Source organism: Paenibacillus sp. FSL H3-0286, assembly GCF_045040705.1.
GTDB lineage: Bacteria > Bacillota > Bacilli > Paenibacillales > Paenibacillaceae > Paenibacillus_AQ > Paenibacillus_AQ odorifer.
The window spans coordinates 4615834-4639349 of record NZ_CP150285.1 but is presented as its reverse complement, the minus strand read 5'-3'; the positions used below and the strand labels follow the sequence as shown (position 1 = coordinate 4639349).

The 23516-nt window shown below is 42.1% G+C and carries 24 protein-coding genes; 18 read left to right on the top strand and 6 right to left on the bottom strand.

All coding sequences use genetic code 11. The features are described 5' to 3' along the window. Positions 1-16: 16 nt before the first annotated feature. From MHB37_RS20890 to MHB37_RS20880, 3 genes are read left to right on the top strand one after another with little or no spacing between them, the layout of a single operon-like run. Entirely contained in the window at positions 17-709 is a 693-nt protein-coding gene (locus MHB37_RS20890; RefSeq protein ID WP_076183112.1) for a copper homeostasis protein CutC, read from the top strand. Between the two features lie 28 nt (positions 710-737). Next, positions 738-1688 (top strand): ROK family protein, encoded by a 951-nt coding sequence (locus MHB37_RS20885; RefSeq protein WP_341138460.1) that lies wholly within the window; start codon positions 738-740, stop codon positions 1686-1688. A 49-nt stretch (positions 1689-1737) separates the two neighbouring features. Next, on the top strand, positions 1738-3015 hold the full coding sequence (locus tag MHB37_RS20880) for an alpha-L-fucosidase (protein WP_405168454.1): 1278 nt from the start codon (positions 1738-1740) through the stop codon (positions 3013-3015). Positions 3016-3407: 392 nt separating this feature from the next. Here the strand turns inward: MHB37_RS20880 and MHB37_RS20875 are convergent, their stop codons facing one another. Continuing rightward, positions 3408-4403: an HAAS signaling domain-containing protein gene (locus MHB37_RS20875; RefSeq protein WP_405168453.1), complete on the bottom strand. Its 996-nt coding sequence runs from the start codon at positions 4401-4403 to the stop codon at positions 3408-3410. Then, on the bottom strand, positions 4390-4737 hold the full coding sequence (locus MHB37_RS20870; protein WP_076129886.1) for a PadR family transcriptional regulator: 348 nt from the start codon (positions 4735-4737) through the stop codon (positions 4390-4392). The genes MHB37_RS20875 and MHB37_RS20870 overlap by 14 nt, the downstream gene beginning before the upstream one ends. A 336-nt stretch (positions 4738-5073) precedes the next feature. Between MHB37_RS20870 and MHB37_RS20865 the strand changes: the two genes are divergently transcribed. From MHB37_RS20865 to MHB37_RS20830, 8 genes are all read left to right on the top strand, one after another. Next, positions 5074-5199, top strand: coding sequence for a hypothetical protein (locus MHB37_RS20865; protein WP_405168452.1), 126 nt, complete (start codon positions 5074-5076; stop codon positions 5197-5199). Between the two features lie 109 nt (positions 5200-5308). Next, entirely contained in the window at positions 5309-6004 is a 696-nt protein-coding gene (locus MHB37_RS20860; RefSeq protein WP_076281473.1) for a response regulator transcription factor, read from the top strand. Between the two features lies 1 nt (position 6005). Beyond that, positions 6006-7346, top strand: coding sequence for a HAMP domain-containing sensor histidine kinase (locus tag MHB37_RS20855; protein ID WP_076190563.1), 1341 nt, complete (start codon positions 6006-6008; stop codon positions 7344-7346). Between the two features lie 98 nt (positions 7347-7444). Continuing rightward, positions 7445-8158, top strand: coding sequence for a CPBP family intramembrane glutamic endopeptidase (locus tag MHB37_RS20850; RefSeq protein WP_076190565.1), 714 nt, complete (start codon positions 7445-7447; stop codon positions 8156-8158). A gap of 80 nt (positions 8159-8238) precedes the next feature. After that, positions 8239-8706, top strand: coding sequence for a MarR family winged helix-turn-helix transcriptional regulator (locus MHB37_RS20845; protein ID WP_076190567.1), 468 nt, complete (start codon positions 8239-8241; stop codon positions 8704-8706). 87 nt (positions 8707-8793) lie between these two features. Continuing rightward, positions 8794-9765, top strand: coding sequence for a ring-cleaving dioxygenase (locus MHB37_RS20840; protein WP_405168451.1), 972 nt, complete (start codon positions 8794-8796; stop codon positions 9763-9765). 26 nt (positions 9766-9791) lie between these two features. Further along, complete coding sequence (locus tag MHB37_RS20835) at positions 9792-10853, top strand: LLM class flavin-dependent oxidoreductase (RefSeq protein ID WP_405168450.1); 1062 nt, start codon at positions 9792-9794, stop codon at positions 10851-10853. 90 nt (positions 10854-10943) lie between these two features. After that, complete coding sequence (locus MHB37_RS20830; protein WP_405168449.1) at positions 10944-12038, top strand: winged helix DNA-binding domain-containing protein; 1095 nt, start codon at positions 10944-10946, stop codon at positions 12036-12038. 457 nt (positions 12039-12495) lie between these two features. Here the strand turns inward: MHB37_RS20830 and MHB37_RS20825 are convergent, their stop codons facing one another. Continuing rightward, the gene (locus MHB37_RS20825; RefSeq protein WP_076276085.1) at positions 12496-14421 is read right to left on the bottom strand and encodes an FAD-dependent oxidoreductase; all 1926 of its coding nucleotides are present in this window, start codon (positions 14419-14421) and stop codon (positions 12496-12498) included. A gap of 181 nt (positions 14422-14602) precedes the next feature. Here MHB37_RS20825 and MHB37_RS20820 point away from each other — a divergent pair, with 181 nt between their 5' ends. After that, a complete protein-coding gene (locus MHB37_RS20820; protein ID WP_036688994.1) occupies positions 14603-15124 on the top strand; it encodes a PadR family transcriptional regulator in 522 nt (173 codons plus the stop codon). A 212-nt stretch (positions 15125-15336) separates the two neighbouring features. Next, a complete protein-coding gene (locus MHB37_RS20815) occupies positions 15337-15867 on the top strand; it encodes a hypothetical protein (protein WP_405168448.1) in 531 nt (176 codons plus the stop codon). A 66-nt stretch (positions 15868-15933) separates the two neighbouring features. Here MHB37_RS20815 and MHB37_RS20810 read toward each other — a convergent pair whose 3' ends face one another. Together MHB37_RS20810 and MHB37_RS20805 are read right to left on the bottom strand one after the other, a co-directional pair. Further along, positions 15934-17202, bottom strand: coding sequence for an alkaline phosphatase (locus MHB37_RS20810; protein ID WP_076219598.1), 1269 nt, complete (start codon positions 17200-17202; stop codon positions 15934-15936). A gap of 127 nt (positions 17203-17329) precedes the next feature. Continuing rightward, complete coding sequence (locus tag MHB37_RS20805) at positions 17330-17938, bottom strand: isoprenylcysteine carboxylmethyltransferase family protein (protein WP_076304859.1); 609 nt, start codon at positions 17936-17938, stop codon at positions 17330-17332. 107 nt (positions 17939-18045) lie between these two features. On the opposite strand from MHB37_RS20805, the gene MHB37_RS20800 reads away from it, so the two are divergent. Beyond that, positions 18046-18576, top strand: coding sequence for a hypothetical protein (locus tag MHB37_RS20800; RefSeq protein ID WP_076129876.1), 531 nt, complete (start codon positions 18046-18048; stop codon positions 18574-18576). Here the strand turns inward: MHB37_RS20800 and MHB37_RS20795 are convergent. After that, positions 18546-19094, bottom strand: coding sequence for a MepB family protein (locus MHB37_RS20795; RefSeq protein ID WP_076301747.1), 549 nt, complete (start codon positions 19092-19094; stop codon positions 18546-18548). The two genes, MHB37_RS20800 and MHB37_RS20795, sit on opposite strands and share 31 nt — an antisense overlap. A 164-nt stretch (positions 19095-19258) precedes the next feature. Between MHB37_RS20795 and MHB37_RS20790 the strand changes: the two genes are divergently transcribed. From MHB37_RS20790 to MHB37_RS20775, 4 genes are all read left to right on the top strand, one after another. Then, positions 19259-19450 (top strand): cysteine-rich CWC family protein, encoded by a 192-nt coding sequence (locus tag MHB37_RS20790; RefSeq protein ID WP_076129911.1) that lies wholly within the window; start codon positions 19259-19261, stop codon positions 19448-19450. 85 nt (positions 19451-19535) lie between these two features. Further along, positions 19536-20105: a 5' nucleotidase, NT5C type gene (locus MHB37_RS20785; protein WP_076129874.1), complete on the top strand. Its 570-nt coding sequence runs from the start codon at positions 19536-19538 to the stop codon at positions 20103-20105. A gap of 219 nt (positions 20106-20324) precedes the next feature. After that, a complete protein-coding gene (locus MHB37_RS20780) occupies positions 20325-22025 on the top strand; it encodes a molecular chaperone HscC (protein ID WP_405168447.1) in 1701 nt (566 codons plus the stop codon). Continuing rightward, on the top strand, positions 22022-23506 hold the full coding sequence (locus MHB37_RS20775; RefSeq protein WP_405168446.1) for a hypothetical protein: 1485 nt from the start codon (positions 22022-22024) through the stop codon (positions 23504-23506). The genes MHB37_RS20780 and MHB37_RS20775 overlap by 4 nt, the downstream gene beginning before the upstream one ends. Positions 23507-23516: the final 10 nt, after the last annotated feature.

The window sequence follows — 23516 nt, the reverse complement described above, 5'->3', positions numbered from 1 at the left end:
AGAGTGGAGGAAAGTTATGAGATTGGAAGTCATCGCTACCTGTATGGACGATGCCCTTACAGCAGAAGCGAACGGGGCTGACCGCCTGGAGCTCATTACTGCGATTACGGAAGGCGGATTAACACCAGGGATAGGATTGGTGCAACAAGTTGCCAAATCGGTTAACATTCCTGCGTTTGTTATGGTTCGCCCGCACAGCCGTTCTTTTTGCTATTCAAAGTATGACATTTTGACCATGGCAGCAGAGATAAAGCAAATTGCAGCCAGCGGTGCGGCGGGGATTGTGCTTGGTGCGTTAACCCCGGAAGGGACTATCGACGAGCGAGCGCTTGAAACGTTATTGCCGTTGACCGAGGGATTGCAAGTTACCTTCCACCGTGCTTTTGATGAGTTGAAGGATCAAATAGAAGGTTATCGAACGCTTTGTAAGTATCCGCAAATTACGCGTGTACTCACTTCTGCCGGGCCAGGTCCGGCACCTGAAGCTATTCCTGCTATGCGGAAGCTAGTCGAGGAATCAAGGGGTAAAACGGTAAGTATACTGGCTGGAAGCGGTCTGAAGCCGGAAGGTATTACTTCATTTATACATCAGACTGGAGTAACAGAAGTGCATTTTGGGTCGGCTGTTCGTTATGATAAAGACGCTTTGTCGCCAATCGATCCAGCAGCCTTACGGGCGTTAGCGGAGAGTATTCATTCTAACGGCTAATAATAGATAGTGAAAAGGTGAATGGGTTATGCAGAAGGTTGAGAGCTACGTAGTTGGAATCGATTTAGGAGGCACAAAAATTGCCGCAGCATTGTTCGATTCAAAGGGGACCGTGTTGAAACGGGAATTGATGGAAACGGCTGGGGCACGTACCGCTAAAGAAGTGGTGCAGCGAATGATCGATATGATCCGCTCCGTATCCGAAGGGCGACCACTCACAGGAGTGGGTCTGGCTTCTCCCGGAGCTGTAAATAGCCAGGACGGGATCGTTATTCACGGCACCAATCTTCCGGAGTGGGATAATGTCCCACTGAAGCACTGGATGGAGTTGGAGCTAGGCGTTGAAGTAAAGGTAGTGAATGATGCGAACGCTGCGGCTTGGGGCGAGTATGTCCGAGGTGCTGGCAAAGGTGCGGACAACATGGTTTATGTTACCTTTAGCACTGGAATTGGAGCAGGTATCGTCATTGACGGCAAGCTGCTTCTTGGCAAAAATTCATTTGCTGGTGAACTAGGTCATAATATTATTGACCCGAACGGAACGGAATGTAGCTGTGGAAGATTCGGCTGCTGGGAAGTTTTCGCTTCGGGCACAGCGATTCGGGATATGGCGCTGCGAAGTATGGAGAGCAGACCGTCGATGATTACGGAACTGGCTAATATAAATGGAGAAAAAATTACTTCGCGGCACGTATTTGAAGCCATGGCACTTAACGATCCCGTGGCCGTTGAGGTTATTGACCGGAGTATTCATTATATGGCACTAGGTCTAGCCAATGCAGTACATACGTTCAATCCTGATCGGATCGTAATCGGTGGAGGCGTGAGTAAGGCTGGAGATTTGTTATTCCCTGCACTGGTGGAGAAGACGGAGCTATTTGTCATGGATCCTTATAAGGGTACTTTTACAATTGAACCTGCCGCTCTCAAAGACGATGTAGGCCTAATTGGAGCAGCTGCATTATTTCATACCGCTTAGGTGGAGTGAATGATTGATCACAGCTTTCATTAACGGAGGAGTTGGAGAGATGGGTACAAGAGAAGAAAGAACGAAATGGTTCTTACAGGATAGGTTCGGGATGTTTATCCATTGGGGATTATATTCAATTCCTGCTAGAGGGGAATGGATACGCGGCAACGAGCGGATGAGTAGAGAGCATTACATGACGTATTTCGATGAATTTGACGCCTCTCGATATGACCCGAAGAAATGGGCAAGTGCAGCCAAAGCTGCGGGTCAGAAATATGCTGTGCTTACGACCAAACATCATGACGGGTTCTGTCTGTTCGATAGTAAGCTGACTGATTTCAAAGCGACTAATACGCCCGCTGGGCGTGATCTAGTGCGGGAATATGTAGACGCTTTCCGTGCTGAAGGTATTGCAGTTGGTCTATATTACTCTATCATAGACTGGCACCATGAGGATTATCCCGGTTATGGAGATAAGGCACATCCTGATCGGGATAACGAAGCGGTCAAAGATAAGCCGATTGATTTCGATAGATACTTGGAGTATATGCATGGGCAAGTAAAGGAACTGCTCACCAATTACGGTAAAATCGACATTATGTGGTTTGACTTCTCCTACGATAATATGACAGGGGAGAAGTGGAAGGCGACGGAGCTTATCCGGATGATTCGTTCCATACAACCTGATATTATTATCGACAATCGATTAGGTGGCAATATTCGTGCGGCAGAACCTGAGGAGTATGCTGGAGATTTCTTCTCCCCCGAGCAGATCATTCCGCCTGGCGGCATTGTTGACGTAAACGGCCAATCCATCCCTTGGGAAGCCTGCATTACCCTGAATGACAACTGGGGTTATCATTCCGAGGATAAGAATTATAAATCGACCAAGCAAGTCATTCGTACGATGGTCGAATGTATCAGTAAGAATGGTAACCTGCTCCTCAATGTTGGACCAGATGCTAAAGGTGAAATGACACGGGAATCCCTGGTTATCCTTGACGAAGTTGGGGAGTGGATGCGCCTTAATGAAGATAGTATTTATGGATGCGGGAAGTCTTCGCTACCTAAGCCAGAGTGGGGACGTTATACGCAAAAGGGCAATAAATTGTATGCGCATGTCTACGACCGTGGAATTGGCCCGATCTATTTCCAAGGCTTGAAAGGGAAGATTAATAAGGCTAGATTACTACGTGATGGTACCGAGCTAAAGGTGGAGGTGCCGTGGATGGCTGAGGAATATTCGGATGTTGACGGTGGAGCTTTTATTACATTAAAAGGCGCGATGTTACCTGATGAGATGGATACGGTTATCGAGCTTGAACTATTTAATTAAATCAGAAGGAGTTGTCCCATATGCCCTGAATGGCTGCTGAGACAACTCCTTTTTTTCGTATTCTTCGCCAACATTTGCACATACGAAACACCTATCGGACACAGATGACTCTAAACCCAGAAATATCGCACTTTTGGGATGCCAACGGACCGCATAGCCGCTATTGCCTTGAAACACCCGCGATATGGAGCTGATTCTAGGGAATAGCGTCATTGGAGTCCGAAGCCCTGTTCCAAAGGCAGAAAATGTGCAAATAACGTCATCTGGGTCCGCAACTCTCAGAGGAGGCTGACAATGTTGAAGTTGTTGAAGCATTTGAAGCAGGCATTCAACGAGTCAGAAAACAAAGCGGCGATTCTCCAAATAACAGGAGAATCGCCGTTCTGTGAATACTAAAGGCGAGCCTTGCGGAAGCCTTCATATATATTGAGGATCGCAACTAAAATCAAGACTGCTATACCTCCACCTACTAGCCCCGTTTCAAATTGGTTAGCTGTAGTGGTTAATAAATTAGACATGTAGTTAATGAATTCTTGGTTAAATACATTCGGATTTATAAGAATAACAGCGAATACAATAAGGACAATGAGCTCAAGGGCCGTATTACATAATGCTAATTTTCTAGTCCATTGTCTCTTGATTAATTTATATATAGTTAACGCGACTTCTAATCCGATCACAATAAGAATAATAGGCCAATAATCAAGTAATACATGCTGATTAAAAGCTGGGGCCACGAAGTTAAGTGCGCCTTCACCGCCTCTATAGACTCTGATCAGGTGTTCAGCATTAAAATAAACAGTAGCCCAAATGGCAGTCCACAGTAAACTTCCGAACACTTCGAAGCTTGTAATTGCTTTTTTCTTATGGACAAGCGCGATATCCTTCAAATCATCAGGAGTCCATTTCCTTAATTTTGTAGTAAGTGGGTGACCTTCCTTTCCTTTATCCGCCCGTTCAATAATAGCGAACACAACAGTTATCCAAAAAAAGACTTGGATTCCTACTTCAAGAAAGGTTCCAATTCCTGTACTTATAACTGCAGTAACAATATCCGCAACTGTTTTATCGCCGCTATAGCCAATCAAGTAATCAGCAACCAGAGCGATTAAAGAAACAACTACAGCGATGGGTATAATCATTTTTAATAATGTAACATATAAATCGAAATAGCGTGGGCCGATGAGATACATGGGCTGATCGCGGTACTCACTAGCTAAAATAGCTGGATTGCCCAATTTTTCAAGGACGGCTTTTACCTCTTTTTCGTCATAATCATCCGGTAACATATCCTCGATGGTTGATCGTAATTCTAATGCGATGTCTTCCCGATTTTGTTCTGGTAACCTCCGAGTAACTTCATGAATGTAAATCTCAATCAGCTTCATGGTCATCCTCCCCTTGTAATAGGCCGTAGAGTTCTTTCGAATTCTTAAGCCATTCTTCCTTTAGCTGTAAAAAAATCTCTACGCCATAGTCACTTAGAACATAATACTTACGGGGTCTGCTCTCGGATGTGTCCCAGCTGCTTGTCACTAATTCCTGTTTCTCTAATCGGCGAAGTAATGGATATAGGGTGCTTTGATCGATGATGATGCTGGATTCCTCCAACAATTGAACGAGCGAATATCCATACTGGGGCGTTCGTAATTGACTTAAAACGGCTAGCGTTAACGTACCTCTTCTAAGCTCTGTGATTAAAGAATTTAATAAAGTACTCATTCACCCACCTCATTATTTAAAATATAAGGATTTATAATCTCTTATAAATTGTTCTTATATTTTTGGTTTAAACGCTTGCTGTCCTTAAGAGGACGTCGAAGTCGTTTATACTTACTATGTGTCATACAGTATTCGATCTATACTATGCATCATACACTATTATTGTTCCAACATCAATTGAATAAAATAATCTTCTGAGAAATAAATAAGAAAATTTTTCTATTTTGTGAAGCAGTTTGATTAAAAGGAGGTCGTGAAATGATTCCATTTTTTAGTGACATTCCGAATGCTTCTACATGGGAGGTAGTTGAACCGGTTCATAAGGGCTGAGAGTTATTGTTGAGAACGGCGGAGATTTCCTATTATGATCTGAAAAAACGGGAGTATGATCATTACGAAGTCGAGGAACTTGGAATTGTTGATTTTAATAGATTTGATTATGGTGATCCATTGGTATTTTAATCATGATGTTCCAGATGTATTCTTTAGGCTTTATATACCGAAGTGGTATTGGCAAGTTATACTGAGTGAAAAGACTCAGCTATTTGAGAATAGTTAGGGGAATTAAGCGATGAATATACTGATTGCTGAAGATGAAACTGATATAAGAAAACTAGTGAAAATACATTTAGAAGATCGATCCTATCGAGTATTCGAAGCCAAGGATGGCATTGAGGCTTTAGAGGTTGTTAATCAACATGAAATAAATCTTGCCATTCTGGATATTGTAATGCCCAGGCTTGATGGGCTTAATCTGCTGCGACGGATAAGAGAGAAAAGCCATATTCCGGTTATCTTGTTAACTGCCCGCGGTGAAGAAATTGATAAGATAGTGGGCTTAGGCCTTGGAGCAGACGATTATATGGTGAAGCCATTTAGTGCTTCAGAGCTTGTGGCTAGGGTTGAGGCGCAGCTGAGACGAAGAAATGTATACGATCTTAGCCAATCGATAACTGAAGAAACAATCCAACATAGAGAATTGAAGCTGAATTTAAAGGAATGTATGTTGTACATAAATGAAAGTCCAGTTCTTCTAAATGCCAAGGAATATAAGGTGTTACAATGTCTGATGCAGAGTCCTAATCAAATTTTTACGCCCAAAAAGTTATATGCAGCGGCGTGGGAAGAAGATTTCTATAGTGATAATAATACGATTATGGTTACCATCAGCCGTCTAAGGAATAAGATCGAACGGGACCCACACCATCCCGAATATATCGTTACAGTGCGTGGACTAGGTTACAAATTCTACAACCCAGGTAAATAAGATGAGAAAACAAAATATATCCTATCAATTGTTAAAAAACTATATCGCGATCTTTCTTATAACAACGGTTATAACGATATTGGTGATTGTTGCTTTGTTTTGCATGAACAGGCTGGGATCTAAGGACATTATTTATAATCAGTTAACGGCTGCTAAGCTTATGCAAAATGACTATCAAAGAATTGACACTAGTGTTGTTAATGATGTTGGGGGCAGTTTACAGGTTGTGAATTCCAATTACGAAGTCATACATTCCATTGGCAACAATCCATTTACGTCCAAGCAGATTAGTGTCAAAGAATTTACGGATTTTCTAATGAATACTGGCGCTAACAAAGATATGATCACTGTTGAATATAATGAGCAGGAACAATTTTGGCTGATCGTCTCTTTACCTATACAACTGAAAATGACAGGCAGTTTCCATTGGAATTCAGATTCACCTATGCAGGATCATACCCTTCAAATGCTTGGGTTTATTGGGTTAGGTTATTTGTTGATTCTGATTCTAAGCACGATGATTTATGCGAGAATTACGGCGGTTAGTTTCATTAAACCCTTAGACCAGTTGTCCGCTGCTGTTAAAAAGGTTAAGAATGGGGATTATTCAGCAAGAGTGCAGGTAGGCGGGAATAGGGAGTTTAGTCAACTGGAGCAGGCTTTTAATCATATGGCAGAAGTGATTCAGATCCAGACCTCGTTAAAAGAACAGAGTGAAAACAATCGAAAAAATCTAATATTGGATATATCCCATGATTTAAAAAATCCATTAACAAGTATTATGGGTTACGCAGAGCTTGAACTAAAAGAACAGGGGAGCGGTCGGATAGAACATTTGGAATTTGCCAAAATAATATACGAAAATAGTATCCGTGCCAATGTATTGATTCAGGATTTGTTTGAATTATCGAGAATGGAAAGTCCCGAATTCCGCTTGGATGTTACAACAGATGATTTCTCAGAATATTTGAGAGAAGAAATGATACATATGTTGCCCGAGCTTGAGGCTGCGGGTCTGATCCCTGATTTTGTAATCGAGCCAGAAGAAATAATTCTACAGTTTGATAAAAAAAGAATGAATCGAGTATTCTCAAACCTGCTTTATAATGCCATCGCTTATCAGGAGCAAGGTTCTACGTTTCAAGTTGTGCTGGAAAAGGTGAATGATGGAGCCAAGCTTACTTTTATTAATTACGGCCAACCATCAGCCTTGAACCCGGCAGGTTCTGGATTAGGGCTACTCATTGTTCAAAAAATAATAGCTGCTCATGGAGGGACTGTTCAGCTGAATACGCAAGATAACCAGTTTGAAATTATAATTGAGCTGAACCGGCAAATTTAAGGTCTATGTAAGATTACATTAAGTCGTATGAAATTTCCCAATGCTAAAATGGTTGATATTCAGTCTATTAACAATTTTACTTGGGGGAATAGATTATAATGATTGATGAAAAATCAAGTAAAAGGCAATTGATCTTGGGCATTATATTAGCAGTAATGTACTTTTTAGGATTGTTCTCCAATCTCTTGATCAGGCCGGTTATGGGGATTCTTAACCATGTTTTTATTTGGCAGCCAGAACAACAAAATCGAATGGCCTTACTGTTGAATAGTCTGATCTACATAGGAGTGATTATAGGTTTTAGGGGATTCTATAAACAAGCTATTCATGATTTCAGACAATACTGGGTCCGTAATATGTTATGGATGGTTTGGGGACTTTGTTTGATTATTATCATCGGAAGTATGTTGATTCCCACACTAATTTCCATTTTTCATCCTATTACAAAGTCTGTTAATGAGGTGGATTTACGGGCAATGTTGTCCTCGTATCCATTTATTTTTACAGTGAACGTGGTATGGATTGGCCCCGTGATTGAAGAATTAGTATATCGGGTTACCATTTTTAGAACGATCCGCAGGAAGAGTCGTCTTCTGGCTTATCTGATATCCTCCTTTTTATTTGGCTTCCAGCATGTCTATAGAGCCGTGGTGTTCCAGAGCAACTATAATGAAATGTGGAATATCTTCTCCTATATGGCTGCTGGATTAATCTTTGCCTACCTATATGAGAAGAGAAAAAATATATTAGTGCCTATAGGCGCGCACATGTTTAGTAATGGTTTATCTGTGCTTCTCTATTTCTTAAGTTAATACGAAATTTGACTTCACATCAGATTACTAGTAAACTGATAATCAAATAGATCCAATTCCAAAGCAATGGATGTGGTATAATGCGAGACAATGGATTCACTGAAGACAACAAACTAAGCTTATTGATCTGGCTGCGGCTGGTAAGAGTTTATGACAATAGTAACGATCTTTCCAATGAGTTCTTGAAGCAGTTTGATTTAACGGTTAGCCAGTTTGATGCGTTAGTACAAATACTATTACATCAGCCTGTGACACAGATGGAAATGGCCGAGCATTTAACCATTACTAAAGGTGGAGTATCACATATGCTTGGCAGATTAGAAAAAGAAGGATGGATTGAACGCAAGCAGGATTGGAAGGTGAAGTATATTTCTTTAACTGAAAAGGGCCAGGCGCTTATCGAGAAGGTGCTTCCTTTGCAATCGGATTTCCAAGCTTCGTTATTCGATCCACTGACGGACGACGAGAAGAAAGTATTTTACAGCATGCTTAAGAAGATTCACCGCCATAGCCTGAATGAGAATCGAATTCCACGAGGAGTTCAGTAGTATTGTAAAAGCTTTATTCTGAATAAAGCTTCCTTTTTTCAGCATCAGTTTACTAGTAAACCATAATCATATTAGGAGGAAATTAAAATGAGCCAACCACAAATAACCGGACAACATCATGTATCAATGATTACTAAAGACGCTAAACAAAACCTATGGTTTTATACAGAAGTACTGGGACTAAGACTTGTCAAAAAAACCGTAAATCAGGACGATCCAACCATGTACCATTTATTCTATGGCAACTCTAATGGCGCTCCAGGCACCGAGGTATCCTTTTTTGAAATGCCGAATGCAGGCCAGACCCGGAAAGGAACGAACAGTATTTCTGCAATCTCTCTTCTCGTTCCTAGCGATGAGGCTTTAGTATATTGGGCTAGCAGATTAGATACATTTGAAGTCGCTCATGAAGCTATCGTAAGTATAGAGGAGCGCAATTCGCTTACTTTTCAGGATAGTGATGAATTAACGGTTCATCTGGTTTCCGCAGAAAAAGATAATGTGACTCAGCTGGTAGAACCTTGGATTACTGATGATATTCCACCACAATATGCCATTGTTGGATTGGGTCCCGTTGAATTGACTGTCCGTGAGGCTAGCCGTACAAAGGCTGTTTTGGAGGATATTTTAGGCTATACACAAGTTCGTAGAGTTCCATCCATGGGTGATTCGAAGGTTATGGTGGATATTTATGAAACAGCTAAAGGCGGCTTGTACACTGAACTTCAGCTCAAAGAAGTTAATGATCAAGACCGGGAAAGACCGGGAAGAGGGAGTGTCCATCATGTGGCTATAAGAGTGAAGGATCTGGAAGAATTAACCGCATGGGCTGCTAAAATCACAGCTGCAGGGTTCAAGAACACAGGGGTCATTGATCGTTATTACTTCCATTCCTTGTATTTCCGTGATCCGAACCATATTCTTTTCGAGCTTGCTACAGATGGTCCAGGGTTTGAGATTGATGAATCTTTTGACACATTGGGCGAGAATTTGACCTTGCCTTCTTTTCTGGAAGAACGCCGGGAAGAGATTGCATCGAAGCTTCATCCTATCCAATAATACAGCTAAGAAAGTAGGACATCATCATGATGGAACAATATAGAATCGACGAGAATAAGGGTTTAGAAATAGGTTTATATACTTTAGGTGATCATGTTGCAGATGCCTTAACAGGTAAACCAATCAGTGAACGACAACGGATTCAAGAGATCATTGCTGCCGCCAAATTAGCAGAGGATGCTGGATTAGATGTATTTGGAGTGGGGGAGAGTCATCAGGCGAAATTTATTACTTCAGCAGCATCGGTCGTACTTGGAGCTATAGCAAACGCAACGGAACGAATCAAGCTTATCAGTTCAGCGACTGTATTGAGCACAGCGGATCCTGTACGTGTACATGAAGAATTTTCGACATTGGATTTGTTATCCGGAGGCAGAGCAGAGATTGTTGCTGGACGTGGATCACGATTAGGAGCTTATGAACTGTTCGGATATGACGTGAGGGATTATGAAGAATTGTTCGAAGAGAAGATTGAATTGCTTATGAAAATAAATAACGAAAAAAGAATTACCTGGGAAGGGCAATTCCGTCCTGCTCTGAATGATATGGAGATTTTTCCGAAGCCACTGAGTGGTAAACTGCCCATCTGGAGAGCGGTTGGAGGACCTCCGGCAAGTGCAGTTAAGGCAGGAAGAATGGGCATCCCGATGATGCTGGCTGTTCTAGGTGGACCTGCTTCAGCGTTCAAGACCTCTGTGAATATGTATCGCCAGGTTGCCGCACAATCAGGTTTTAATCCGGCGGAGCTGCCGGTGGGTACAACCACCCTTTTATATATCGATAAAGATTCACAGCAAGCGTTCCGTAACTATTACCCTTATTTAAATCACATGATGAAAGAGCTTCGTGGATCAGCGTACCCTAAAGACCAATTTGCTGAAGCCATGAGTGTGAGAAATGCGCTGCTCGTAGGCAGTCCACAACAGGTTATTGAAAAAATCCTTTATCAACATGAGCTGTACGGACACAATCGTTTTCTGGCTCAGATTGATATTGGTGGTTTACCTTATGCTCAGGTTGAGCAAATCATTGATTTGTTGGGATCGGTAGTCGCACCAGCCGTAAGACGGGCCACAGCTAAGAAATAAGAAAAACTATGAGATTGGAAAAAATTATATTAAAATTATTCCAATAAGGTTAAACGATGGTTTGAGAAGGATCACTTAAGGAGGCAAAGTGTGACGAATAAAATGATAGCTGCGCAACGTTTATATAACCAGAAGATCGTTGATTCCAAGCTAATCAAGCCCGAACAGGTCGTTAAAGAATTAGGGGCAGTACAGGCGCAGGATTACATGCAGGCGATGTGGGCGATCGGGTTACGTATTCCATCTTCGAGTTTAGCTGATATAGAGCGTGCTATCGCTGATCGCAAGATGATTCTGAATTGGACGCTGCGAGGTACGCTTCATTTTGTCCCACCGGAAGATGTAAAGTGGATGCATCAGCTATCTGTGCCGCGTTTAGCGGGACAAACAAAGCGGCGGAATGCAGAGCTTGGGCTAGATGATCAGACACTAGAACGTTGTAGACATATTATAGTTAATGCTTTACAAGGTGGAAAGCAGCTAGATCGTGCACTTCTACTTCAGCTTATAGAAGAAGAAGGTATTCACACAGGGAACCAGCGTGGTTATCATATGTTGTGGAATGTTGCGTACCAAGGGTTGATTTGTTTCGGACCGATGAATGGTAAGCAGCAAACGATTGTTTTGTTAGAGGAATGGGTGCCACAGTTTCGAGAACTTTCTTACGATGAATCATTGTATGAACTCGCTCGGAGATATTTCACTGGACATGGTTTTGCAACTGTTCAGGATTTTGCTTGGTGGGCAGGCATAACCCTTACCGATGCTAGAAGAGGTCTGGAAGCGGCCAAAAGTCAACTGCAATCAGAGGTTATTGATGGCAGTGAGTATTGGATGTCTGCTCATCGGCTAGAGCCAGCTGCTGAGGACTCGGGCGTTCATCTGCTTCCGGGTTTTGATGAGTACATTCTGGGTTATAAAGACCGAAGTGCCGTTCTAGAGCCCGACGTTGCTCCTTTAATAGTTCCGGGGAATAATGGTGTTTTTCTTCCGATGATTGTTGTGGAGGGTCAGGTTGTGGGTACATGGAAAAGAACCCTAAAGACCAAGGGGATTGAGATTATGATCCATCCTTTTGCCGATCTGGGCGATACGGAAAAGTTGGTACTTAAAGAAGCTGAGCGATATGCCGCATTTATTGGGCTGCCGATACTCAAAATGAATGTGAGTGGTTCATTGAGATGAGTATTTCACTATTCTCACCAATCTCATCATTCTCGACATTCTCACCATTTTCATCTTTCTTACCATACTTTTGTGCGCATCTCTCTCGCTAACGGACACCGTTGCACTTATTAGCACCTAAATCCTGATTTGCTGAGCTTTTCGGACTCCACTGCAGTTATTCCCGTCGCAGCACCTCTTTTGACCCCTATTTTTGCGGAATAGCGGCATCTGGGTCCGATAGATTCGTAAAAAGGCTATTTTTAGCTCAATAGCGTCTCCTGAGTCCGAACGGCATAATGGGTGAAGGGTGAAGGGTGAAGGGTGAAGGGTGAAGGGTGAAGGGTGAAGGGTGAAGGGTGAAGGGTTAAATGGATACCGATTACCGAATAACATTTCACGAATGCACTCTGAGTAAAAAATAACCCGGCAGGGCGGACCTGCCGGGTTATTTTCATGAAGCATATAGTTAGCTTAATTAGATTCGTCTAGCTAATTCAGCGCCTTCCCAAATCGCATTCAGCGCTCTACGCGCTTGCACCGCATCGCCAATTACATGATAAGGGATGGAGCTTTCCTCCAAGAAATCCTGAAGGATTTGTTTGTTGAGGGCGCGTGAACCTACAGCAATTACTACATAATCAGCAGGTAGGCTGTGACGTTCGCCGTCTTTTTCAACAATTACGCTATCCCCTTGAATCGCCATACATTTGCTGTTGGTCATTAATTCAACGCCATGTCCATATAGACTTTCCATGACACAGATTTTACGCAGAAGCCCTAGATCATTAGCAACATCAGCTTGCATTTCAACTACAGTGATTTGATGTCCGCGCTCTACAAGCAGTTCTGCGACCTCAAGCCCCACTAAACCACCGCCGATAATAACGACTCTTCCTTCTGGATGAACCGTTCCCCATAACACATCATGTGAATTGACCACATGTGAACTGTCGATGCCTTCCACAGGCGGAATAATAGGAGAAGATCCGATTGCAAGAATGACCTCATCTGGAGCAATTTCTTGGATTAATTCAGGTGTAACCTCTGTATTCATTCGAATGTCTACACCTTCACGTTTAGCGGTTTCTCCCATATTCAGAGCGGCTGCAGCCATTTCCTCTTTACGTGGTGCGGCACCGGCAATATAAAGCTGTCCGCCCAGAATGTCATTTTTTTCGCATAATATTGGATGATGCCCACGTCGTTTCAGGGTGACAGCTGCTTCTAATCCGCCAGGGCCACCACCAGCAATAAGTACTTTTTTGGGGATACCCGTTTGCTGCAATTCATATTCACTTTCACGACCGGTTGCAGGATTAAACACACAGCTGATAAATGGAACATTAGGATTCACGAATCCATCGAAGCAGCCTTGGTCGCAACCAACACATTTAACGATCGTGTCTGCACGTCCGGCTAAAGCTTTATTGCAGAATTCCGGATCTGCCAGCTGCGCACGCCCAATGGCTACAAAATCAGCCAAACCCTCCGCAATAATCCGGTCTGCAATTGCTGGATCATTAATACGGCCTACGGCAATAACAGGGATGTTAACCACAGATTTAATTTGTGCTGCGTTATCTACATTGAAGCCTACAGGTAAATCGATCGGCGGTACTTCATATTTAATTGCAGCGCCAGCAGGGACCCCACGAGATACATTAATAGCATCAATTCCAGCTTCTTCAGCGAGCTTTGAGAAGAGCTTCATATCTTCCAGTGTAAGTCCGCCCGGTAGATCCTCAATCGCAGAGATTCTCATCAAGATAGGGAACCCAGGTCCAACCGCTTTCCGGATAGCCCGGATACAAGACAGCGGGAAGCGGCAGCGATTCTCCCAAGAACCGCCGTACTCATCCTGACGAAAATTCATTGCAGGACTTAGAAATTGTTGGGGCAAATAACCATGGCCGGCATGGAATTCCACACTGTCAAATCCGGCTTTCTTCGCACGTAATGCTGTATCTGCGTAAGCTTGAACCATCTCACCGACTTCATGATGCGCTAGTTCACGTGGTATATGAGTCACGCCTTCAAACGGAACAGGTGAAGAGGAGACCTGAATTAGGTTGGGAGTTACTTTACCTCCATGCCATAACTGTAGACAGCTTTTGCCTCCTGCCTCTCGAATAGCTAATGCTAATTGAGCCATACCTGGAATGAATTTATCATCATAAAGGGCAGGAGCATCATCGGAGGCCGCCGTTGGGTGAATGGTTGTTACTTCTACAGTATTTAAGCCGTTGCCGCCTTTAGCTCGTGCTACATGGTAATCAATCAGACGATCACTGACGTATCCACCCGGCGCGTTCATTTTCGTGCCCATCGCTGGTAAAATGACCCGGTTCTTAAGCTCCATATTTCCGATTGTGCCCTTGCTAAATAGATGTGTGAATTCCATACGATAACTTCCTCTCTACATATAGGTTAAAAATAAATAGGTTATTTTAACCTATATTAGCGAAAGAGCAGGGTGGAAGTATGTGCAAAAAATCACGAGTGATTTGGCAGGAATGTAGTAATTGAGGTAATATAAGAAAATGATGAACCGGATACGTATTCCGGAAGCCCGGAGGATGATTATGGATATTGAAGTTTTGATTCTGGCCCAATTAATGAAAGGGGCCAAACATGGTTATGAAATTAAAAAAAACATTATTTTTGTAATGGGCAATGATAAAATCGTAAACAATAACTCGCTTTATCCAAAGCTGAAATTATTTGAAAAGCGAAAATGGGTAATCAAAAAAACGGAAATTCAGGAACGCCGGCCTAAACGTTATGTATATTCTATAACTACTGAGGGTGAGGAGCGGTTTAACACCTGCTTAACAGAATTTACGCTGGAGACTATTCGAATTGATAATGAATGGTCTATTCGTCTTGCTTATTATGAGCTTTTGGATCAGGAGACACGTAGAAGATTGCTTGATTACAGAGAGACTTATATGAACGAAAAGCTGGACCATTTACAGCAGTTATCCAAAGTAGTTGGCAATAGTGAGGATATGGATTACTCTGAGGAGCTCTATTTTTACACCCGAAGTATGGTTTTACGAGAGATCGAGTTAATTAAGGAGCTGTCACGTAAATTAGAAGCATAAGGAAACCGTTGGATTAGCTATAAAAATAGAATTTTATAAACACACCTCGCTGTAATCGTTAATTAACGGTATATTTGTAAAATCGATTCATAGTTTAGCTTTAGGTTTTCCGCTTGTGATTGGTATCATCATCTTTATTTTGGGTTTGATCATATTGGGAATCGAATATTTCACATCAGATTAGTTGAACAATGGGAAGAAGGGGTGTCTTCTTGAAAAGAATATACATCGCAGTCCTAAGTTTTGTACTTCTGCTTGTATTAACCATTTGTGATCGTGAGGAAGTCAGCAGCACGGCGATGCCAGAGATAACCATTCATATGGATGGAAAAGTGATTCAATCTCAGACCCTCTCCAGAGAGGTGGGCATAGAACTGGATGATGAGAGTGCGCTTTTTCAAGCACAAATGAAGGATTCTGCGGCTTCTATTCCCTATGTAAAGCTTGGTGAAACCATCCACATCGACTTTGATGATAAAGCACCGGACACCTATGAAGTAAAGGATTATATCTTAGATGACGAGGGTAGACTCAAATATGACGAGAGAATGGCAAAGCCTTTAAATATTGAATTCGCAGATCGAAAAGCAACGTTTAAACTTGAGTCTAATCTGGCAGCCTTTTTGAGTTCAAATAGTAAAGATTATGAGCCTGGAGCAACGATCAGAGGATTTCATCTGACAGGTAAATGGGCTGATCAGACTAAGGATATCCTTTTTGTTGTGCGAACAGATGCTAAGTAAATACTGTATTTTAAAATAAAAAAGACTACCCAGAAAAAAATCTGGCTAGTCTTTTTTTACTCGCTTTTATTTATTGGCTTTAAAACCTGATGCTTGCATAAGCTTGGTGAATACTTCGGTGTTTTCGTAGATTCCAGTAAATAATTGTGCATTTTTGCCCATAGCTGTAATTGGAATATCAACCGCAGTATGGCCTGAGGTCGTCCAGTCCACTACAAAATTGTGTTTGGAATTGGCGATGGCGAAAGGACCGTCTTCTTTGGATATGCCGTCACCGGACTCATCATCTGCGTCAACTGCTTCAATAGAAAATCCGCCGGTCTCATGGTCGGCAAGAACAAGAACCAGTGTATCTGGATTCTTTTTGGCGAAGTCTTTGGCTACTTGCACGGATTTGTCCAGTTCTTGACCTGATTTAATCGTCATTTTAGCGTTGTTTTGGTGTGCAAATTCGTCAGTGCCTTCTTCTTCCACCATAAGGAAAAATCCCTTTTTATTTGTTGCTAGCGTATCTATAGCTTTCTTAGTCATCTCGGGCAGCGATACCACCGGATTATAAATATCTCCTTCACCCTCAGGCTTTTGCTGGAACATTTCCTCGTTTGCGAATATTCCAAGCAGCTTGCCGTCTTTTGCTTTTTGCATATCCGCTTTGTTCGTTACATAGGTGTAGCCCAATTGTTTAGCTTTATCCACAAGGTTTCCTTGCGTTCCTTTGCTTTTTTCTGAAGGATCTTCAGCGGGTTCATCTGGGAATTTGCCGGGATTGCCTGCCGGGTACCAGAAATCCTCACCCCCACCGAGCAGAACATCAACCTTGCTCTTTGTCAGAAGCTGAAGAGCGATATCACTTTGCTTTGAGCGGTCTTCAACGTGAGCACCAAATGCGGCGCCAGTCGCGTCTGTAATCTGACTAGTGGTAACGACACCAGTTGATTTCCCGGCATCTTTAGCATATTCCATAATGGTCTTAACACTTTTTTTATCGGCATCCATTCCGATAGCACCATTATAAGTCTTCACACCGCTGGCATAAGCAGAAGCAGAAGCAGCCGAATCTGTAACAGGGACAGTGGAGCTTGTATGAATTAATCCAACGTATGGCATGGAATCCATTGCTAGATTTCCTTTTTCACCTACGGTGGCAAGCCGGATGGCATCACGCTGAGCAGCACCCATTCCGTCTCCAATAAACAGAATTACATTTCTTGTGTTCGAAGATGCTGCGTCTGCTTGATTAGGTGCATTTGTAGTGACTATGCTGGATACAAAAAGAGCAGTTGCCGCTGTCGCTACAATTGCTGTTCTGACGCCATACTTTTTCGGTGATTTCATAATTTCCCTCCTAATGTATGTTTACAGTCTCATATTATAGTAGTTACATTAAGAGAATGTTTTCTGGACTTGTAAAAAATGTAAAATGATATAGTGAGTATAAATTATCGGAGCTTGATAAAAGATTTTAAAATAAAAAATATCTGGGTGTATTATTGGCATATTGGATATATTCATCTCCGAATACGGACATTAAATGTTGCTCTTCTTGAAGAATTAGTAAATGAATCGCGGCAATGTTAAGAATGAATATTAGGAGTGTTAATAGATTGGGGTACATCAGATACAATCCCAAAAACATGAGATCAAACCCGACAAATGCAGCGTTTCTACTATATTTATAAATACCGTGTGTGATGAGTTTGGTTACAGTAGTCTTATCAATCCCAACTCTCCATGAAGTGCGCATAGCAATCATAGCTTGAATGAAAATGGAACACCCGAGGGCAGCTACACCCACACCGCTAAAGTGAATTACAGGAATATCAAACGTTTTGTTTACAAGTGTAACCATAAAGGACTCTGCTACGGAAAAAACAAACCATGCTGCGCCCCATAAAAAAGTAGAGGTTTTTACCAATAGCTCGGTATAATGGATCTTAGATAGTTTAGCGCCTTTAGCCAGAACGTTTCCTTTAATGTGGTTTTTCTTGTAAAGTATAAGGAGCTTTAATAGATAAGAAATTAGGAAGATGCAGAAAAGAAGTAGAGATAGGATATTTTTAAGATCGCTCATTTTAATTTCCTCCTCACTAATACATATGAATGATTGCTCATATGTTTGTTTATATCTTATTTCCTAATATTGTACATGTCAACTAATTATTGATTTAGGGGGATATCGTGAAAATAAGAGTATACAAAAAACGGTGGCTATGGGTGTTGGTTATCGCGGTTATTGTACTTGCAGGTACTGTAATCGGTATGCTGGTTACGCAAACTGGGCTTGCAACCTTTACTTCCAATGCTTATGGAGTCTCTTTGAAGTATCCAACGGAATGGGTCGTAGATTCAGCAGATGATAAGAAGGGTCAGGGGGAGGATGGTTTTTTTCAATTATCCGCTATGTCTGGAGAGGGACAATCAATAGATGAAGTTGCTGAAATCGTTGCCTCCCATCAGCTGAAGCCTTATGGCTCCAATCCGCAAATTACTGAACTGACATTAGAGAGGTTGAAAGAGGAAGAGAAGGCAAAGTTGATTATGCCTTCTGCTGACCAAGGGGAGGAATGGAATCATCAAGCGGCGCTTATAATTAAATATCCCGAAGCGGTGAAAATAGGAGATGATGTATACTATTATTTTATTTTGCAGGGCGATAAGGAACATGTGGAGGAGATAGGTCAGACCGTAAGATTTACGGGTAAACCGTAAAGTGCTTGCGCACGAAGGTAGTCTACGGGTTTATTTGCAGGGATATCCAAGAAATATTCCGACTGCCATGTTTGCGTTTTTTGAGCTTGGCGACTCGTGGGAATGTCCCAAGGCGGGTAGACTCGAAAAGCTCTTTTTCCACCTTCACCTTTATCAGATAGAATATCTTGTTCTCTTAGGACAGCTTTTGGAAAAATAAATTGGCCAAAGTGATTCCCATTTCGTGTACTTATAACGAAGAGATCAGCAGGATCTGAGATGTCATAGGGTTGGATGGGATGATCTCCAATTCGCTCCCATAGTGTCACAAATTGCCCGACTTTAGTGGGTGTGATTTTAGCCACCCGGAATCTAATGGCCAGCGCATTTAAGGTAAAGATATATGCTCCGTATTCCGCATTTTGCGGTTCAAGAATTGGTTCGGAGCAATCAAACCTGCAAGGATTATATACTTCTTCCATGGTAGCAAGTAAGTCACTATGTAGGGTATCTAAAAAGCTCAGCTTCTTATCATTCATCTGTTATTCTCCCATTTGAGTTCGTAATGTTCACTATCTTAATGCAAGTGAACCGAGTTCACAAGTGTAGGAATAATAGAGAAATTGAAGTTGGATTTATTTTATTGATATGGTTTTCCAAAGAAAAATAGTTTGTGATTTTTGGGGGAGTAGAAATTTTGGATATGATGAACATACTGGTTGAAGAACGCCATTGTCCTTTATGTAAAGAATTGAATCGTTGTGGCGCTGAAGGCGGTGACTGTTGGTGTTTCCATACAGAAATTCCACTCGAATTGCAAGAACAGATCCCGGAAGAACTGAGAGGGAAAGCTTGTATCTGCCAAAAATGCGTAGAAGCATTTAATAAACATTAACCGGGATTTTAATTAACTCTCGACGAAAACCGTAATTTCATTGTATATAATTAAAGTGTAATCTAAAAAAATAATGGAGGCGCAGATGAGGAAGCCAATAATTGCAGTAGATATGGATGATACAATTTGCCATCTAGTGAAGCGAGCCATATACCATAATAATAATGATTTTCCCACGCATCTGCTGCGGTATGAGGAAATGCTTGATTGGAATACGGATCATTTACGTCATCCGGATTGTACACAAGAGATTTTCTATGGGCGGCCCGGTCTGTATGAAGAGCTTGAACTGTTTGACGAACATGTCGTAGGAGAAATGGAGAAGCTGCATAACGCTTATGATGTAATTATAGTTACGGCAGCCCAACCCCAGTCGGTAGTGGAAAAATGGAACTGGCTGCAGAAGCATATGCCGTTTATTCCGATTGAAAATTTCTTTACCTGTAAGCGAAAAAATCTTATTAACTACGATCTATTGATCGATGACGGGGTGCATAACCTGGTTCCGGCATTGCAGGAGGGAAGAAAAGTGCTTTGTATTCCGCATCCATGGAATTTGCGGGCCCGTGAACAATATGCTTTTCCATTATTGACCTCATGGGAAGGTGCAAAAGAGAAGATAGATCAGATGTTAGGACGTCCAGAGAACGAATGAGACTGTTTTTTATAGATGATGTACAGAAAAATATTCTACGCCAAAAAATGAAGGTATCCCATTAGCCATTGTGGCTTTTGAGATACCTTTTTTATGTCTATTTGCAGAAGCGCAATTTCATTATTATGCTCTGGATGTAAATATGTTGAATTAGTGACATTTCGATTCTTGGACTCTTTTCTTTGTATATTATTGTATATAAAAGGAGTGGAGATAGTAGTGAGAACAATCGGAATTGATTTAGGAACGACCTATAGTCTTGCTGCTTATTGGGACGGCAGTCAGGCTGTAATTATTCCCAATGTACTCGGGGAGCATGTAACACCCTCGATTGTTAGTGTAGATGCAGGGGGAGAAGTATTGGTTGGAAGAATCGCACAGGAAAGACTGATTACACATCCACAGTTAACCGCCTCGACTTTTAAGCGCTTTATGGGATCAGCAAAGAAATACAAACTAGGTACGATGACTTTTACTCCTGAAGAGTTATCTTCTTTTGTTCTGCGGTCACTGAAAGAGGATGCGGAAAATCATCTAGGTGAGTCCGTAACGAAAGCTATAATCAGTGTTCCGGCTTATTTCAATGATGTTCAGCGGAAAGCAACTAAGAAAGCAGCTGAGCTGGCTGGTTTACAAGTAGAGCGGCTTATTAGTGAACCTACGGCGGCAGCACTCGCTTATGGCCTGCATCAGAATCAGGAGACTTCATTTCTTGTTTTTGATTTGGGTGGAGGAACCTTTGATGTGTCTATCCTGGAGCTTTTCGAAGGGGTAATGGATGTTAAGTCGATTGCCGGAGATAACTATCTTGGCGGGGAAGATTTCACAGAGATACTAGTGGCCTATTTTATCCAAAAGAATAAGCTGGACGCTGAATCGTTAACACCAATAACGAGGTCGATGTTGTATAAGCAGGCTGAGCAGAGTAAACGAATTCTTGGTACAGAGTCTGCTGCGACTATGCGGATAGTTATTAAAGAGGAAGAATACGTGCTGACTATAGAACGCTCAGAGCTTGAGCAATTGGTACAACCATTACTAATACGTCTAAGACAGCCGATAGAAAGAGCATTGCGGGATGCTTCTCTGCAGCCTTCCGATCTGGATGGGATTGTGATGATTGGGGGTGCGACTAAAATGCCTCTAATTAAGCAAATTATCAGCCGTATGTTCGGGAAAATGCCTTATGCGAATATCAGCCCAGATGAGACCGTCGCACTGGGAGCTGCGGTTCAGGTGGCGCTGAAGCAGCGTGATCAAGCGCTGGATGAAATGATTTTGACGGACGTTTGCCCCTATACATTAGGAACCAGTATTCTGCGAAGAGGTTCAAGCGGACAAACGTCATCTGGACATTACTTTCCGATCATTGAACGTAACACTCCGATTCCTGTTAGCCGGGTAGAACGTCTATATACAGCCGCAGATAATCAAAAGATCATAAGTGTGGATGTGTATCAGGGGGAGAGTCCTCGCGTTGAAAATAATCTTTTCCTGGGAGAAATGGAGTTTCAGATTCCGCAAGCACCTCGGGGAGAAGAAAGTATAGATGTCAGATATACATATGATGTGAATGGGATTCTTGAGGTGGAGGTTACAACCGTTTCAACAGGTCAGAAGCATCAGATGATCATTGAGCAAAATGCTGGTGGAATGACGAAAAAGCAAATTGAAGCTCGTTTACTGGAACTGCGGAGTATCAAAATTCATCCGCGTGAGCGTACCGAGAACAGGCTTCTGCTTGCTAGAGGTGAGCGTTTATATGAAGAGGTGCTTGGGGACCAACGGAAATTTATCGCACAGTGTCTGAAAGTATTCGAAGATGCTTTATATACTCAGAACGAGAAAGTGATTGAAAAAGCGGCACAAGCTTTCAATGAGCAATTGGCGGAAATTGAAGGGTGGTCATACTTCACATGACGATCTGGAGTATTTTGGAGATTGAACCCACAGATGAACTAGCTATCATCAAAAAGGCCTATGCCAAAAAACTGAAATCGCATCACCCCGAAGATGACCCTGAAGGATACCAGCAGCTTAGAGAAGCTTATGATACAGCCGTGAAATGGGCCCGCTCCGGGCAGCGTATAGCAAGCACTGTCCCTTCATTGGTAGGTGAGGATAAGAAAGAAATAGCAGAAGCAATATCAAAAGAAATAGAAAAAATGGTGATACAAGCAGAAAAAGTAATACGAGTAGATGAAGTTGAGGAGGAAGAAAGCGAGGAGGAAGAACAAGAAGTTGCGGAGGAAGACACCGAGGAAGAAGTAGAAGGGGCTACTACTATACCGCATGAAAACGAGTGGGCGCTGTTTCGCCCACTTCCCATTCAACTTGATGCTGATCTTCAAGAACAGCCAGCAGATATTTTTGACAGACAAATTAGGGAACTGTATGCGGACTTCTCGCGCCGAATTCAACAAGCTTCGTGGCATTCACTTTTGAATGAAGATTTCATGTGGAGTATAGAGCATCGTGATCGGCTAAGGGATAAGCTTATGTTGTTCCTTGATCAGCATCGGAATTTGCCTCATGCCGTATGGGAAGCGTTGGATTCATTTTTTCATTTACGTGAGGACAAGGAAATATTTCTTCAACGTTATGATAATAAGTTAGTCGAGTACATACTAGGGCAGGTCGACGGAAGCATGGAGATGCGTTATGAGTGTTTCCTTTTGCAGGAGTCTCTTGAGTTTGACATAGAACACTATCTAAATCTGAGGCAATCCGCTCAATTCATGCTGATGGAGGATAAACATACTGAAGCGGGTCAACTGCTCGACGAAGCAAATAAGCTGTTTCAGTATGATCCTGATCTGCAATTATTGCGAGCTAAGTATTGTCTGGATACTGCTGATTATATGGAAGCGCTGGTGTGTTTGGACCAAGTAACCGCTATGTGGCCTAACGAAAGAGACGGTTACTTATTAAGAGGCCGGCTTCTCTACTATTTGCAGCGTTATGAGGAAGCGATGAAGGATTGTGAATATTTGCTGCAAGAGGATGCTGGAAATAGAGATGTGCAATGTTTAATTCTGGAATGTAAGATTGCATGTTCTCAAATTGAGGAAGCTCTTACACAAACGGAGACTAATGAGCCTAAAAAGGACGAGTTCATTCATTTTCGTTACCTTGCGAATAAGTTCATGTTGAAGAACAAAAAACTGTATCCACAACGTCTTCGTATCTCTTCGCTCGTAAGCATTGGAAAGAGCATTATAGGGTCTATATTATTCTATCTATTGGTTTTCCTGAAATTAAGCTGGTTCTATATTTTGGTATATACCATATATTATTTTTCAGTATCTGAGCTTCCCCCGCTTGTCAATGCGGTGTTCATTCTTATTTTTCTATGGAAAATCAGGAAGATTTGCAAAACAGCATACCTATTCACGAACTAATATCAGGAGG